Below are 14,918 nucleotides of genomic sequence, written 5' to 3'. Positions count from 1 at the left end.
CCTTATTCAGCATTCTTTCTTTTCTTATATCCTCTGATTACCAGTACTTCCATTCCTGCCATGAAAAGTGCTATTACAATGTCGATACCAATTCCTGCTTTTTTCCAATTTTCCATACCTGTTTCTTCGTGTTCTCCATCATAAGCCCAGCTGCTTACAACTGTATACATGACATTTTTGCAGGCATTCCTCATCTGAAGTACAGATGTCGGATGCTCCGGATTGGCTACATTGTTCTCTTCTCCGTTGAACGTGGACAACATTGCATCGACTCCATTTGCCAAAGCTGCATCTGCATTCATAAATCCATGACCATTGTTTCGGAAGAAGTCTGTAAGCGCCATTCCCCTGAATCCCCATTCATCTCTGAGAACTGTATTCATAAGGTTACTGCTTTCTCCAGTCCATTTATCTCCAAGAAAACTCCAGGAAACCATAACTGCATTTGCGCCCCCCTGTTTTACAGAAATTTCAAATGGTTTCAGATAGATTTCCCGGATTGCCTGCTCATTTGACCAGACACTTACCATCTTTGCATTTCCCTCATACAGAGCAAAATGTTTGATATAAGAATAAACTCCATATTTTCTTGCTCCTTCTACTGCTTTTGCTCCCATATTTCCTGCAAGAACTCCATCTTCTGAAAAGTATTCATAGTTTCTTGCTCCAAATGCGGTTCTATGAGTATTCATACCTGGTGCATACCAGCCCTCTGCACCCATTTCCTGACTCATCTTGCCCATGCATTCACCCCAGGCCTGTGCAAGTTCCTTATTCCATGTAGAAGCAACCACAACTTCAATAGGAAATCCAATAGAACCAACTCCTGTAAAGTTGTTATTAATTGCTGCTGGTCCATCGAAATCAAGTGTAGCCACTTTTCCCACAGAATCCATGGCTGCTGTCTGATAACCAGCCATTGCAATCATATTTGCCATTTCATCAACAGTAAGCTGATCCAGAAGTTTTTCCCAACGAGGATCGTCATAATCAGCATCACGCATATCAGCTAATGTAAGTCCATTATCTGCTCCCGTTGTCGGCATTACATCCTCATCATTGAGGTATGTAGTCTTATCAAAGTTGCTGTTCAGATGATATTCAGAAACATATGGCTCACCCAGCTCTGCAGATGCCGGTGCTGCTGTAGCCTCTTCATAATTTGCAAAATGATCTGCACGTGACAGATATGTTATATCTCCTTTTGCATCTTCAAATACATTTATTGCAGCAGTATCATCGGATGCTCTTTTATTTTCTCCCTTATATACTACATCAGTATCTGCTGTATAAGTTTTCTGATCCAGCACAGTGTGTGAATCGCTGTTAATAGAGATTACATAGTCACCTTTTTCAAGAACATACGCTTTTGCATTATTCTCATCATAAGAGGCCATATCTTCTATACTAAATGTAACTGTAACAATCTGAGATTCTCCCGGCTGAAGCAGATCTGTTTTTGCAAACTCGATTAGATTTGCAGAAGATTTCTCAATTCCGCCATTTGTATATGGTGGATTATAATATACTTCTACTACATCTTTTCCGGCAACATCTCCGGTGTTGGTTACTTCTACATCTACAGAAATTTGTCCGTCTTTTTCCTCCAGTTCACCCATTTTCTGTTCAAATTCCGTGTAACTCAGACCATATCCAAATGGATACTGTACAGTCTTATCGTAATCAATCACACCTTCCTGTGCAGCTGTTTCATAGTACTTATATCCTACATAAATGCCTTCCACATAATTGGTAAATGCCGGAGCATACACCTGCGCAGTTCCTGCGTTCATTCCTTCAACAGCCATATCTGCCAGATTTGTATACTCTATTTTTTCTGCATTATTCCACCACGGAGCAGTCGTCATATCATAAATAAATGTATCCGGTGTTTTTCCAGAAGGATTGACTTCACCTGAAAATACTTTACCAAGTGCATTAAATCCCACATTTCCCGTTCCGGGGCACCATACAACAGATTTAATCTGAGGATATTCATCTGCGAAACCAAGTTCAAACTGATTTGCTCCATTATAAATCACAATCACATTATCAAAGTTTGAGCAAACCATATCCACCATATCTCTCTCAGTTTGTGAAAGCTGTAGATAATGCTCTCCCTCAGGAAAATCATCATATTCATCTGAATTATTATCATATGCTGCTTTTTTTACATCCATAGGAATATCATTATGACCTTCACCTGCTTTTCTGGAAAGAACCACAACTGCCACATTAGAATACTCTTTCGCACTTTTAATAAGCTCATCATTGTAAGTATCTACAGGTGGCTCCGGTAATGTCCAGCTCTGTTTCTGGATAGACATTTCCGGATTATCTGCACCATAATTATTATAAAAATCAACCAGTTCCTGGTTAATAGAAAATCCGGCATTTTCAAGTCCCTGATTCAGACTGACAATATCATACAGATCATTAATTCCACCGGAACCAGCTCCTCCGTAAGCCGGATTAATAGATTCCCAGCCAAAAATATTCAGTTTTTTTGTTTCATTTAAAGGAAGCAGGCTTTCATTCTTCAGAAGAACAATTCCGTCTTCCATAATTTCTTCCGCTACTTTCCCAGCTTCTTCATTTGTTTCATCGCTTAAAGTTCCATTTCCCGTTGCCAGTCCAATCAACGTAGCCATTGGTCCAAAACAGATCATATTCACGCAGACAACAACTGCAAGAACCATTGCGATCGCAGCTTCTCCTCTTATCAGAAATCTTTTTTCCCTGGACATCCTGCGGCATGCGATCATAATTACAATTCCAATTACAAGTGCAGCAATAATACCGATAATATACGGTTTGCATAATTGTAATACCGCCAGAACATCTTCCATTTCAACACTGATCATTCTCTTTCTTCCTCCTTTGACTCTCTCGTCTTTTTCAGGCATCATTTCCTGTTAGCATTACTATAACATGATTATTATTTCGTGTCGTTTTTGGCACAAGATGCAGCAAATATGGCACAAAATACTAAAAAAGGTCCACCGGACCTTTTTGTTGTATGCTTGGCAACAAAAATACCCAGAGCATCACAATGCTCTGGGTAAAAGAATCTTTAATTTAAACCAGTTCTGCTGTACTCCGAATACTACAGAACCATCATATTTTTCTACAGCTGTACGAATACTCTTCAAGCCAAAACCATGGTTTTTACTATCCTTCTTTGTTGTTGTAATCAGATCCTCTTCATTTTTGGAAATTTCTGCTTCACAATAATTCTCTATCTTGATGAACACAAATCCTTTTTGAGCGGATACTGTCAGATGGATCAGTCTTTTTTCCGGATCTGGAATCAAAATTACATGTTCAATCGCATTATCCAAAGCATTTCCAAATATAGAACATATATCTGTTACATGCATATGATCCAATAATTTTCCATCTGCCACACAGGTAATCTGTATATGATTTTTTCGACAATGGAAAATCTTAGCTGCCAAAATCGTATCAAGTACCTGATTCCCCGTTCTGCTTATATTTTCAAAAGCGGCGATTTCCTTTTCCATGGAATCAATCCATTTTTTTCGTTTCTCTTCATCTGATTCCGCACGAAGTCCCGTTATCTGGTGTTTCAGATCATGGTATTTCATTTGTATGAGATCCAGGCTGTCCTGATAATTTCGGTATTGATCATATTGGCTTTTCAGCATCACATTCATTACTGAAAGTTCTTTCTCGGCAACATACTCACTGATTCTGCTCTGATAAGCATGCAGGATTGCAATTCCTCCAAAATCGATCAGTGTTCTGATAGAAAAAATATCTTCACGTTCTCTGCTCGCAAATGGTGCATTTTCATTTAAAAAGCTCAGATTACTAAAAGCAAAGATTGCAACAGCCAGGATTGCCGCCGCTGCTACTTCCTTTACTGTCATCTGTTCAAGATAATTCTGCTTCAGAAGATCTTTTTCTAAATAAATGTCAATAGTAAAGCAACCTCCAAAAATAACCATCGTGATCAGAATTTCAACCCAGATGCTCTGATTCCCCCATGTCTGTACACTAGATACCATCTGCCACTGCAGCGAAGCTGTAAACTCAGCAAGAACAAATGCACGGGCACAGCAATAAGCCGCTCCCAGAGGCTTCATATTTCCTCCGACCATAAGAAATCCATACATCATACCTACAGCAATTATCATACAGGGAATCCACAAAATTTCAGTTACGCTGCCTGTCAAAGTCAGAAAAATACTCTGCATTGCCAGCATGAAAAGACTGCCTATAAGAAAATGTACAGATTTCATGTTTTCTTTTTTTAGGATATAAAGATAAACCAAACATGATCCCCACTCTGCTATTGCCGTATAAATTCTTGGAATATCTTGATATAACATAGTAGTATCCTCCATTTCGCATGAAATCATTCCATATTAAGGTTTTGCAGAAGCAGATTCATGAATTCTTTTTTTCTGGTTCTGCTGATAGGTATATGTACATTATGGATCACACAATCAGAACCAACAAATCCCTCTACATGATTCATATTTACCAGATATCCCTTTGCACATCGAAAAAAATTATGTGCCGCAAGTTTTTCTTCGAGTTCTTTCATCGTAATTCTTGAACAGTAATCTCCTCTCGAAGTATAATAAATTACATTATGTCTCTGCCCCTCAATAAAATAGATATCTGCTATATCTATCTTTACAACTCCTTCCCTAATCGGAATCGTAAGAAATTCTTTAACCTCAGAGCGCATACGTCCAACTGCTTTATCCAGTTTCTGCGAAAACGAAAAGTACTCAACTGGTTTTACTACATAATCCATTGCATCAACTTCATATCCACGTACTGCATATTGAATCATATTTGTAATAAACATAATAATTACTTTCTGATCCATCTGGCGTATTTTTTCTGCTGTTGTCATACCGTCCATGAACCGCATCTGAATATCCATCAGAATAATGTCAAAACCGCCACTGTAATTCTCAATGATATCTTCTCCATCACCAAATACCGTAACCTTTATTGATTTTCCCCTTTCCGTTTGATATTTCCGGATATACTCTGTTAATTGTTTTACGTAAATTTCTTCATCTTCCACAATTGCAATCTGTATCATCCTATACCCTCCATAAGAATTGCATTCTTTGTAACTGTTCAATCACACAATATAGTTCCAGGTTTTTATTGTTATTTTATAAATAACTTTTGTTCCAGTATATCACTGCATCTCTCTTGCGTCAAGTGGATGTAATATTACAAATTACATCTGTATAATCTGGTTTTCTTTTATCATATATCCACAGTTATCGCATACACTGTCTCCAACTGTTTTTCCATCTCTCACAAATACTTCTATTTCTTCTGCAATTGCATCGGAAAGACGCATTTCCAGATAAGCCTGTTTTGTCATTATCTTTTCCATAAAAACAGCAATTCAAGCATGTTGGACATTGCCATCCCTTTTTTTCAATCTGCATGCATCTAAATGCCGGTATGCTCTTAATAAATTTGCTTCATATTCTTCTTCAGGCTGTGAACCTTCCCTGTTTTCACGATAATAAAGGTGATACATTTTTTAGTCATATGTTTTTTGGATTCTGGTGTATAAATAGCACATGATACAATCCTCCGTAAGTTTCATTACTGTATTGACTTTTCCTTTAACTCCCATTATAGTTGTAATTATATTATTTACAATCATCAAAGCATTAAAAATGTACAGTTTATCAACACATTTAAAAGAACTGTTGAGAACTTGGGATGTTTTAAACAAACCAGAAATATTTTCACCCCAAAAACGTGAAAACAAGATCATTATATCATACTACAAGGAGTTTCTTACCATGAAATACTCAACGAAATTAAGCGACACTGTTCATGTGATGGTTCTGATTGCTATCAACCAAGAAAAATCCCTCTCCAGTGCCTCAATTGCAGAAAGCATCCATACAAATCCCGGCTTTGTACGCCAGCTTATGTTAAAACTAAAAAAAGCGGGACTTATGACCAGTGTAGCCGGACATGCCCGTCCTTCTCTTTCAAAACCAGCAGATCAGATTACATTGCTGGATATTTATAAAGCAGTTGAAGGTGATAAACCATTGCTTCATTTAGATACTCATACCAATCCAGAATGTGGCGTTGGCATTAACATTCAGTTATCTTTGCAGGGATTTTATAATGAAATTCAAAAGACTGCCGAAGAAAAAATGAATACGATTACTTTACAGGATATCATAGATATCTACTATCAGCGGATATCTATAGAAAACAACTTACAAAATATCATTTAACAGGAGAACATTTTCATGTACCTTCAGCAAATACGAAATGCCACCATTTTTTTATATTATGTTGGAAAAACATTTTTAATTGATCCTATATTAGCTCCAAAAGGAAGCTGGCCTCCACGAACCATCAAAGCAATGGCAGATTGAAAATATTTCCAATTAACCTTTCAAAGCCGATATTTTGTTTCAGTTTTACTGAAACAAAATATCGGCTTCTATTATTTCAACCTGCTGTCCAAATGGATCTCCTGGATTTTCTGTTCCAATTTATCAAAAATAATTTTTCTAATACTTGTTTTTCACAAGTTTTGCTGAAACATATATACATTTTTTCATTCAATATATATTTTACTTCAGTCCTTTTGTCAGTGGAATCAGCATTAATAATGCTACGATACCTACAAGTCCAATCACACCGGAAACTATTCCCTGATGGAACATTCCCCACTCCTCAATCAGTGTCATGCACATTTCCAGTGCAAAAAATACCATTCCAATGGTTCCAAGTATCATCGCTACAAAATTACTTTTTTTCATTTCCTTTTACCTCGTTTCTTTCTTGCTTTTGTTATGACCACAGTATACTTCTGCTTTTTTTTAATCGTTTGAGTTTTGTTTGAAAATTATTAAAAAAACCGATTTCTGAATATTTCTTCAAAAACCAGTTTCTTCAAATTCTATAATGCTTTTTCCATTTTATAATAAAGAATGCCCTTTTTCACAGATCTCATAGATCTCATCGTATTTTTCCTCGATATACGGAGTTATCTTTTTTGTCTTTTCTTCTTTGACTTTTTTATAGGCAAAATACGGCAGAATCCAGCCGGCAAATGCAGGAATCGCCAGTAAAATACAAAGCCAAATGATCGGCGGTTCTGCCGTTACCGCAAACACCGATCCAGCCATAAATCCAGTACCGAGAATTCCTATAACCAGTGCAAGAATCGTTGCAAGACCTGTTTTTGAATTTTCAAGAGAAACAATGTCCTGAATATCTGCCTCAAAATGTCTCTGCAGTCTGGTCAACTCCACTTTATTTACAATTTTCCGGTTCCGCTTTAGCTTCAGGACCACCGAATCCCCCTTATTCTGCGGTGGAAAGTTCCCATCCTGTTTCCATCCAAAGTTCTCGTAACAGTCTAGATAAAAGGATGCCTGTTCTTCTTTTACATTTATTTCTTTATATTCATATGATGTGAACGATTGCCGTTCTCTTTGAACATCAGGATTCATTTTCGTCCCCTCTTTCTAATTTTGTTTTCTGGGCTTTTTCCATTATCACAGTAAACACAGAGCCCTTATCCGGTGTACTTTCTACAGTAATAGATGCATTTGACAACTCCAGGGTTCGTTTTACCAGAGCTAATCCCAATCCATTTCCAAAAGTTGCATGGCTTTCATCTCCTTGATAAAATTTTTCAAAGATATGTTTCATTACATTTTCATTCATACCTAAGCCAGTATCTGCAACAGAAACTCTGACATACTGATCATCACTTGTCTCTGAAATGGTAATCGAACCGCCTTCCCTATTGTACTTGATTGCATTGGACAGCAGATTATTCCATACCAGTTCCATCAGTCCCGGATCTGCCGCAATGTATGCCCGCTCTTCCATCTCCACGTTCAGTTCCAGATTTTTCTTTTCCCAGCTTTCTTCAAACTGCACGGCACATTCGCAAAGCTGTGCACATACATCATACACTTCTACTTCCGGTATAATCGTCTGTTTTTCCAGTTTATTCAGCTTCAGCATATTCTGAATCAGGCTTGACATCCTCCTGCTGGCATCTGTGATGTTATTCACGCAGTCTTTCTGTTCCTCATCCATTTCCTGTCTCTGTAAAATCTGGGCATTACTGTAGATTACAGAAAGTGGTGTCTTAAATTCGTGAGAAACATTGGAAAAGAAATCCATTTTTAATGTTTCCGTGCTTCCCAGTTCCTCCACCATCTTATTAAAATCCTGCACCAACACATCCAGACAGTCGGCTTTATCCTTCGTATGTCTCGGTCTTAAATAAACTGAGAAATCGCCTTCCGCTACTTTTCTCGCTGCATCTGCAATCTCTTCTAACGGATCCGTATACTTTTTCTTGCTCTGCCAGCTGATAAAAAAAGTAAACGCAACAGAAGCCAGGAACCAGAAGCCAAAAATTCCTATCTTTGCTATCACTGGAATCTTCGTATAATCGATATAATCTCCTATGATCTTCATTTGTATGGTTGTGATCACTGCAAAAAACACAAGGGAAATAATAAAAATCGGTATCGGAAAAATTTCCTTCTTGATTCTCTGATCCCTCTGCCTGTCCTGTTCCACGTACTGATCACTTTTTCCTCTGCTTTTCTTCATGATACCAGCACCGCCTTATATCCAAGTCCCCTTACTGTCTTGATCTCAAATCCATCACAAGCTGAGAACTTGTCCCGGATTTTCGTAATATACACATCTACCGCCCGCAGACTTGTATCTGTATCCATTCCCCAGAACTCATCCATCAACTGTGCTCTGGTAAATATTTTTTTCGGATAGGAAAGCAATTTATACAAAATATTAAACTCCCTAGTAGCTACTGGAACCTCTTCTCCATCAATCTCTGCCGTCATGGCATCCGCATCCAGTACCAGATTCCCTATGGTGAGCTTTCGCTCCATTTCAATATTCGCACGACGAAGCAGTGCCCGTACCCTCATTTCAAGTTCTGCCAGTTCGATCGGTTTCACCATATAATCATCAATCCCAATCTGGAATCCTTTCTGCTTGGACGGCAGATCGTCCTTTGCCGACACAAACAAAATCGGGATATGTTTATTGACCTCTCTTACTTTTTCTGCGAATACAAACCCATCTATTTCCGGCATCATAATATCAGAAATGATCAGGTCGTATAAGCTATTATACATTTCTTCAAAGGCATCTTTTGCATTTAACGCCCCTTTTGCTTCAACCCCAACATCATTTAACCATTTACAGATCGTTCTGTTTAATTTTTCATCATCATCGACCACTAAAATATGTATCATTTTCCTTCCTCCGTATTTCTTCTTATCAGAATACCCGACCGGTAATAAATTCCGGTTGCTGTCTTAAATATAACATATAATACATTAATGAAAAATCCCGGATACAGGGCTATTTCTGTTCGGAACTGATTCTCATGAATCATTTTTTTACAATTGGTACGGAAAGCAGCCACTTCATAAAGGGATGTTCACTGACACCATTTCTTGCAAAAACTACAATCTTTGAAATACCTGTTACACTGATGACCAGTGCATAAGCAGCAAACTCCTTTTCCGGCATAATAAAAACTCTATGTTTCAACATCAATATTTTATTATCACATTCAATGCTTCATTCACTTTGGAAGCCTTCTCAATTGCCTGTGGAAGCTGTTCCCATGGGTAGACATCTGTGATAATACTTTCAATATCCCATTTCTTACTTTGCATGATTGCTATAACATCACGAACATCCTCCGGGAAATATCCACCGGAACCGATAATTGCATGCTGTCCATAAGTCATAGCGAGCACATCTATTGAGCGAAGTCCTACTTTTACAGCAACTACTACCATTCTGGAATTGATTTTTCCCATTGACTGATAGTTTTCAATAATTCCATCTGCTCCTGCTGCATCAATATAAATATCCACATCACAAGTTTCACCCAATGCTGACACGGCACCGTCAAATATTTTTTGTGCTTTCGCTTTGATATCCTCTTTACCATTATTGCAGATCTCAAATCCCAGTTCTTTTGCTTTATTCAGGCGGAAATCGGAAACGTCACAGATCATTACCTTATCACATCCAAAAAACTTCAGTGCGATTGCTGCTGCAATACCAATTGTTCCTGCACCAAATACAATTGCATTTTCTCCCTTCCCTGGAAATGATCTTCTGGCAGCCCTGCACCCTACGGTAAACGGTTCGATCAGGCTTGCTTCTTTGGACGATATTTCATCCGGGACTGCATAGACTCCTTTCCCAAGCTCTGCATTTGGGATCAGTACATATTCTGAAAATCCACCTGTCGTTCCTGCACGCTTTGAATCTCCCTTTGCAAGTCGGGGATATGGATAAACCCTGTCACCTAACTTAATGTCCTTTACATTTTTTCCAACCTGAACCACTTCGGATACCATCTCATGTCCGAACTCACTTCCAACTGTAATTCTGTGTCCAGTTCCCGGCCCATGCTCATAAACGGCTACATCTGTACCACAGATGCTTGCATAAATATTTTTTACCACAATATCATTCTCTCCCGCTTTCGGTGTTGGAAGCTCCGTCATCTCTATACTTTTTTGTCCATTGTATAATGCTGCTCTCATAATCATGTATATCCTTTCTCATAATTTGTATCTATTTTATCGTATTTTTCTTCAAATAAAAAAATCCCATGCCGGATGATTTGCATACAGCATAGGATATGTAGGTTTATATTGTGTTTGAAAATTGTTTCGGAATTGTTAATGATTGGGATTTTTCCTTGAAAAATAAGGCTTTTTCGATATGATTTTTTGAAATTACACCACTTTTACACCATTTAGAACATTGGTGTGAATCCTCTGACAATTTTATCTTATCAGATTCAAGATGTGCCTTCAATCTGTAAATTTAAACAATTTTCATTTTTCAAATTTTCTGTCTCTTTCTTTCATTTCATTTCACATTATCTTCATCAATAATATTTCCACTTAATTCATCTACGGCATCCTGAATTTTTTCTGCACATTGTCTGCGTATTTTGTGGATGCGATATAAAATCACTCCATCGATCACCGCATTTATGATGAAAATAATCCCTGTCATAATCGCAGCCGTCTTAACCGTATTTGGAGAAAAGAACATCATAATAATTCCGCCCAGAACTACAAAGCATGATAAAATGACATACTTTCTGCAATTCACTTCAAATGTTCTCTGCATATAGATTGCTGTTTCCATGCAGATAATGCCATTGATTATAATATAAATGCTAAATACATAAGAAAACAAAACTGTCGTAATTCCCGCATGAGTAAATATAAAGATTCCCAGAACGCATTTCATAATTCCCTCAAACAGAGATCCTCTTGAATAAAAGTCTACCCACCTCTTTCTTTTTTATTTTCCAACAAATGTCAATATCGGTGTAAAATACCGGATTGTTAACAAAATTCCTAAAATCCTACTTATCAGAAAAAGCGGAACTGCCGTCAGCACATCAATTAATGTGTGCTGTTTTGTTGTAAGTGTTGACAACACAATCATAATGGCAATTGAAACTGTAAATACCCTGACCCAAAGACTCATTCCAGCACATGTGAAGGAAACACAGATTACAAGGAAACAACTAGAACAATGCAGACTTGGTGCACAATTCAGCCCTCGGTAGCTTCCATGATAGACGAGTTTTATAAAATTTCCCCAGAATCCATCTGGAGGCACTGGTCTCTGAAAAGAAGTCGGATAGACCAAATAGCACACCACACTGAGTACGTTTTCCATCACCATAGTCATCAGATAACCGCAGTAAGAATATGGATCTGTTCGGAAAACTATCAGAGGATAAAAAGCAATCATTGGAAACCAGAAACAGTAAGGTAACACCGTCCATGGAAGAAAAGGAATCTTATCATCCACCGGACGTTTTACGTTGTGAATCTTACTCTGAAAAAACTCGCATCCAAAATATAACAGTGTCTGGAGAGCAAGCAAGATGCCTTGCACCAATACCAGTTTCTTAAACATATAATCGCCTCTATTCTGGGTTTAGCCCGTCTGTTTTCTTAAATCATATAAAATTGTTGCAACATCCTCTGGCAATTCAAGAAAATCCCCCATTCCGGCTGTAATCAGAGCGTCTATGAATTTGCGATGCAAATAGAAGAATCTAAAGCAGCGCAGCATATATTTTTTCTCATAGAATACCGTTTTGCTTTCTGTATCGGGTTCTTTTGCTCCAGCTTCATGGCTTGTTGGTGTGACACCTGCGCAATAGGAAGATTTTCACTTTTTAGTCTAAGCTCTCCACACTGCCGTTCACATCATAAAGAGCAGTGAGTTTTTTCGGAAGTCCTTTTAAAATTGCAAACACGATCAATACCGTAATTAGCTTATCCGGCAAAGGCTCTTTTTCTTCTAACTGTTTCAAAATGGCTTCTTCTCGTCCTCATCATCTTTCGCATAAGATTCTGACCATAATCTGTCTCTGCGCACCCTCTTGAGCCTGCGCCCATACAGTTAACCATTTAGCCATTATTTTTCTCGTTTTACCTGAATACTTATTGTCTGCTCTGATATTCTATCTGCACTTACTGAAACATGAATTTCTCCCTCTTCATAACCAGTTCGTACAGCTATTAATGCTCTACCGCGATATGTTGTGTAGATACCTGAAATGAAACTGTTCTCTGTATTAGGTACAGCTGAACCAAATCCCTGAAGAGTTCCTGCTCCGGATATCCGTACATTTATTTCTGTATCTGCATTCATTTTTAAGATTCCATTTTCTCCTACTAAGCTCAACTCGATAAAGCAAAGATCCTGCCCATTTGGCCTAAGCTGCATTTTATCAGCCTCTAATTTTAGAGTTGTGTTTCCAGTAGCTGACTGCAACGCTGTTCTGCCAATTTCCTTACCGGTTGCATCCAAATTAACTGCTTCGATTTTTCCAGGAATGTATTTCACATTTTTGAATATTGCCTTTCCTTCCTTTACTTTCTTTTTACCAAGACTTCTTCCATTTAAAATTAGTTCAGCACTGACTCCAGAAGCATATATAGTTATGTTGGTCTTGTTTCCGTCACAGTCTTCCCATGACCAACTTTCAACGCAATCTGTATTGCGCCACATAGACATTGCTCTGGTATACTCAGGGAACTGCATCGGGTCAACTCCGATTGCTGGTTCATCTTGTAATCCCCAAATAATTTTATTCCATGCTACTTCAGCCTGTGGAGTTCCGCAGATATCAATTACACCGCTTCCAGAGATAATCGGAAGTCCCTTATATGCATTTTCCTTTGTTTTCTTATGTACATAACGTATAGTTCCGAGACCTGTCTCTCCTAAGTAATCCCATCCAGTCCACATAAAATCACCTATTAAATTAGGGATAGATTTCACTAATTTCCAGTTACCATACAGTGTTTTAGGCAATGTTTCTGAACCCACAAAGCATTTATCCGGTCTTGTCTTGCTCTCCTTCTGATATCTGGAAGTAGCATAATTATATCCAGCAATATCTAATATTGGAGAAAGTGAATCACAAACACTATCCGCAGCTTTTGACGAAGCCATTTTGTCAATCAGTCCTCCCATTTTATTCATAAGCACATTGTAAAAAGCACTAGTCGGCATAGAATCCATGCTCTGACTGCCATTCTTATTATCGCTATCAGAATAAAGACCTTTACCTTTTTTAGCCATTCCTGCAAGAAGCAAGTTCACCCCACAGGTAACAGGTCTGGTTTCATCGAACTCTCTGACATAATTTGCAATTTCATTACAAAGCTCCTGTCCTTTAACTGTACCGAGTTCAGAAATTTCGTTTCCGATTGAATACATAATCACTGATGGATGATTATAATCCGTCTGGATCATAGATTCCACGTCCTGCTTCCACCATTTCAGGAAGTTCTCATTTGCCTGATCATATGGGTTCTTATGCACAAGCCAGTAATCCCAAGTCTCGTCCATTACATATATTCCAAGCTCGTCACACGCCTCGAGCAAATGTGAAGAAATCGGGTTATGAGAGCTTCGAATGGCATTAAATCCAGCTTCTTTCAGTATTTTGGCACGGCGATACTCTGCATCCCTGAAACTGCATGCTCCAAGAATACCGTTATCATGGTGAACGCATGCTCCACGGAGTAAAGTATTTTTACCATTTACAAAGAATCCATTACCATTCCATGCAAGCGTTCGAATTCCAAATCGCTTCATTACAGAGTCCAATAACTTTCCTGATTCAATTAACTCTACCTTGCATGAATAAAGAAAAGGGCTCTCCTCATCCCATGTTTTTGCATTAGGAATTTTCAAGGTTACATCATTACCATCTCCCTCAGCTACTACTACGTCATCTTCATATACCAATACATGTACACTACCTGTTCCATGCATTTCTGTTTTAATATGTACACTATCATTATTGGTTGTGGAAATTCTGACGCCATCCGGTAAAATATACGATTCTCCTGCTGTAAAAAGGCTTATATTCCTATATATTCCGGCACCAGAATAATATCTGGTATTCGGTGTATCTGCGTTATCCGCAATTATTTCAATTTCATTTTCTCCAGAATGAAGATGCTCGCTAAGTGATATGTAATATGCTGCATATCCATATGGTCTCTCATCTATCATTTCACCATTTAATAGAATTTTTGAGTTCTGATAGATGCCCTCACAGTACATAATCACATTCTTATTTTCTTCATCATGGTTGAATTTCTTCTTATATGAATATTTTCCTCCATCGAAATAGGCACATGCTCCACCCGATGGATTTGATTTATCCCTGTTTTCCATAATCATGGCATCATGAGGAAGATTTACGATCTGCACCTCAGCACTTTTGTCGCTGTGAAATTCCCAGTCTCTATTAAAGTCTCTAATTTTCATTTGCTCCTCCAAACTGTTTTTTCATTTAATTGTAA

16 protein-coding genes are annotated in these 14,918 nt (G+C 38.0%); 1 reads left to right on the top strand and 15 read right to left on the bottom strand.

Features of this window, described 5'->3' with window-relative positions; all coding sequences use genetic code 11:
* Positions 1-2 precede the first annotated feature (2 nt).
* From D8Q48_RS11830 to D8Q48_RS17230, 4 genes are all read right to left on the bottom strand, one after another.
* On the bottom strand, positions 3-2,864 hold the full coding sequence (locus D8Q48_RS11830) for a glycoside hydrolase family 3 N-terminal domain-containing protein (RefSeq protein WP_121056603.1): 2,862 nt from the start codon (positions 2,862-2,864) through the stop codon (positions 3-5).
* A 183-nt stretch (positions 2,865-3,047) separates the two neighbouring features.
* Positions 3,048-4,355 (bottom strand): ATP-binding protein, encoded by a 1,308-nt coding sequence (locus D8Q48_RS11825; protein ID WP_121056601.1) that lies wholly within the window; start codon positions 4,353-4,355, stop codon positions 3,048-3,050.
* Positions 4,356-4,381: 26 nt separating this feature from the next.
* Positions 4,382-5,086 (bottom strand): LytTR family DNA-binding domain-containing protein, encoded by a 705-nt coding sequence (locus tag D8Q48_RS11820; RefSeq protein ID WP_117991463.1) that lies wholly within the window; start codon positions 5,084-5,086, stop codon positions 4,382-4,384.
* A 144-nt stretch (positions 5,087-5,230) separates the two neighbouring features.
* Entirely contained in the window at positions 5,231-5,392 is a 162-nt protein-coding gene (locus tag D8Q48_RS17230; protein WP_172697004.1) for a hypothetical protein, read from the bottom strand.
* 421 nt (positions 5,393-5,813) lie between these two features.
* Here D8Q48_RS17230 and D8Q48_RS11810 point away from each other — a divergent pair, with 421 nt between their 5' ends.
* Complete coding sequence (locus D8Q48_RS11810; RefSeq protein ID WP_117991465.1) at positions 5,814-6,263, top strand: Rrf2 family transcriptional regulator; 450 nt, start codon at positions 5,814-5,816, stop codon at positions 6,261-6,263.
* 345 nt (positions 6,264-6,608) lie between these two features.
* Here the strand turns inward: D8Q48_RS11810 and D8Q48_RS11805 are convergent, their stop codons facing one another.
* The 11 genes from D8Q48_RS11805 to D8Q48_RS11765 all read right to left on the bottom strand — a co-directional run bounded on the left by D8Q48_RS11805 (position 6,609) and on the right by D8Q48_RS11765 (position 14,883).
* Entirely contained in the window at positions 6,609-6,797 is a 189-nt protein-coding gene (locus D8Q48_RS11805; protein WP_117991468.1) for a hypothetical protein, read from the bottom strand.
* A gap of 159 nt (positions 6,798-6,956) precedes the next feature.
* Positions 6,957-7,493, bottom strand: a complete 537-nt coding sequence (locus D8Q48_RS11800; RefSeq protein ID WP_121056599.1) for a hypothetical protein — start codon at positions 7,491-7,493, stop codon at positions 6,957-6,959.
* A complete protein-coding gene (locus D8Q48_RS11795) occupies positions 7,483-8,616 on the bottom strand; it encodes a HAMP domain-containing sensor histidine kinase (protein WP_243116288.1) in 1,134 nt (377 codons plus the stop codon). The genes D8Q48_RS11800 and D8Q48_RS11795 overlap by 11 nt, the downstream gene beginning before the upstream one ends.
* Positions 8,613-9,287, bottom strand: a complete 675-nt coding sequence (locus D8Q48_RS11790; RefSeq protein WP_121056597.1) for a response regulator transcription factor — start codon at positions 9,285-9,287, stop codon at positions 8,613-8,615. Before D8Q48_RS11790 ends, D8Q48_RS11795 begins: the two co-directional genes overlap by 4 nt.
* A gap of 139 nt (positions 9,288-9,426) precedes the next feature.
* The gene (locus D8Q48_RS17225) at positions 9,427-9,567 is read right to left on the bottom strand and encodes a hypothetical protein (RefSeq protein WP_172697007.1); all 141 of its coding nucleotides are present in this window, start codon (positions 9,565-9,567) and stop codon (positions 9,427-9,429) included.
* Between the two features lie 23 nt (positions 9,568-9,590).
* Positions 9,591-10,601: a zinc-binding dehydrogenase gene (locus D8Q48_RS11785; protein ID WP_118688821.1), complete on the bottom strand. Its 1,011-nt coding sequence runs from the start codon at positions 10,599-10,601 to the stop codon at positions 9,591-9,593.
* A gap of 331 nt (positions 10,602-10,932) precedes the next feature.
* On the bottom strand, positions 10,933-11,322 hold the full coding sequence (locus D8Q48_RS11780) for a DUF308 domain-containing protein (protein ID WP_121056595.1): 390 nt from the start codon (positions 11,320-11,322) through the stop codon (positions 10,933-10,935).
* 54 nt (positions 11,323-11,376) lie between these two features.
* Complete coding sequence (locus tag D8Q48_RS11775; protein WP_117991479.1) at positions 11,377-12,003, bottom strand: phosphatase PAP2 family protein; 627 nt, start codon at positions 12,001-12,003, stop codon at positions 11,377-11,379.
* A 21-nt stretch (positions 12,004-12,024) separates the two neighbouring features.
* Positions 12,025-12,162, bottom strand: a complete 138-nt coding sequence (locus D8Q48_RS17220; RefSeq protein WP_172697006.1) for a hypothetical protein — start codon at positions 12,160-12,162, stop codon at positions 12,025-12,027.
* Between the two features lie 106 nt (positions 12,163-12,268).
* Positions 12,269-12,406, bottom strand: coding sequence for a hypothetical protein (locus D8Q48_RS11770; RefSeq protein WP_330514683.1), 138 nt, complete (start codon positions 12,404-12,406; stop codon positions 12,269-12,271).
* 104 nt (positions 12,407-12,510) lie between these two features.
* Positions 12,511-14,883: a glycoside hydrolase family 2 TIM barrel-domain containing protein gene (locus tag D8Q48_RS11765; RefSeq protein ID WP_118688727.1), complete on the bottom strand. Its 2,373-nt coding sequence runs from the start codon at positions 14,881-14,883 to the stop codon at positions 12,511-12,513.
* Between the last annotated feature and the right edge of the window lie 35 nt (positions 14,884-14,918).

This window comes from Ruminococcus sp. B05, from assembly GCF_003628495.1.
Lineage (GTDB): Bacteria > Bacillota > Clostridia > Lachnospirales > Lachnospiraceae > Schaedlerella > Schaedlerella hominis.
This window is presented reverse-complemented; position numbering and strand designations above follow the sequence as displayed.

Coding starts and splice junctions, on each gene's coding strand:
- D8Q48_RS11830 (WP_121056603.1), bottom strand. CDS start 2,864: ATGATCAGTGTTGAAATGGAAGATGTTCTGGCGGTATTACAATTATGC.
- D8Q48_RS11825 (WP_121056601.1), bottom strand. CDS start 4,355: ATGTTATATCAAGATATTCCAAGAATTTATACGGCAATAGCAGAGTGG.
- D8Q48_RS11820 (WP_117991463.1), bottom strand. CDS start 5,086: ATGATACAGATTGCAATTGTGGAAGATGAAGAAATTTACGTAAAACAA.
- D8Q48_RS17230 (WP_172697004.1), bottom strand. CDS start 5,392: ATGGAAAAGATAATGACAAAACAGGCTTATCTGGAAATGCGTCTTTCC.
- D8Q48_RS11810 (WP_117991465.1), top strand. CDS start 5,814: ATGAAATACTCAACGAAATTAAGCGACACTGTTCATGTGATGGTTCTG.
- D8Q48_RS11805 (WP_117991468.1), bottom strand. CDS start 6,797: ATGAAAAAAAGTAATTTTGTAGCGATGATACTTGGAACCATTGGAATG.
- D8Q48_RS11800 (WP_121056599.1), bottom strand. CDS start 7,493: ATGAATCCTGATGTTCAAAGAGAACGGCAATCGTTCACATCATATGAA.
- D8Q48_RS11795 (WP_243116288.1), bottom strand. CDS start 8,616: ATGAAGAAAAGCAGAGGAAAAAGTGATCAGTACGTGGAACAGGACAGG.
- D8Q48_RS11790 (WP_121056597.1), bottom strand. CDS start 9,287: ATGATACATATTTTAGTGGTCGATGATGATGAAAAATTAAACAGAACG.
- D8Q48_RS17225 (WP_172697007.1), bottom strand. CDS start 9,567: ATGCCGGAAAAGGAGTTTGCTGCTTATGCACTGGTCATCAGTGTAACA.
- D8Q48_RS11785 (WP_118688821.1), bottom strand. CDS start 10,601: ATGAGAGCAGCATTATACAATGGACAAAAAAGTATAGAGATGACGGAG.
- D8Q48_RS11780 (WP_121056595.1), bottom strand. CDS start 11,322: ATGAAATGCGTTCTGGGAATCTTTATATTTACTCATGCGGGAATTACG.
- D8Q48_RS11775 (WP_117991479.1), bottom strand. CDS start 12,003: ATGTTTAAGAAACTGGTATTGGTGCAAGGCATCTTGCTTGCTCTCCAG.
- D8Q48_RS17220 (WP_172697006.1), bottom strand. CDS start 12,162: ATGCTGCGCTGCTTTAGATTCTTCTATTTGCATCGCAAATTCATAGAC.
- D8Q48_RS11765 (WP_118688727.1), bottom strand. CDS start 14,883: ATGAAAATTAGAGACTTTAATAGAGACTGGGAATTTCACAGCGACAAA.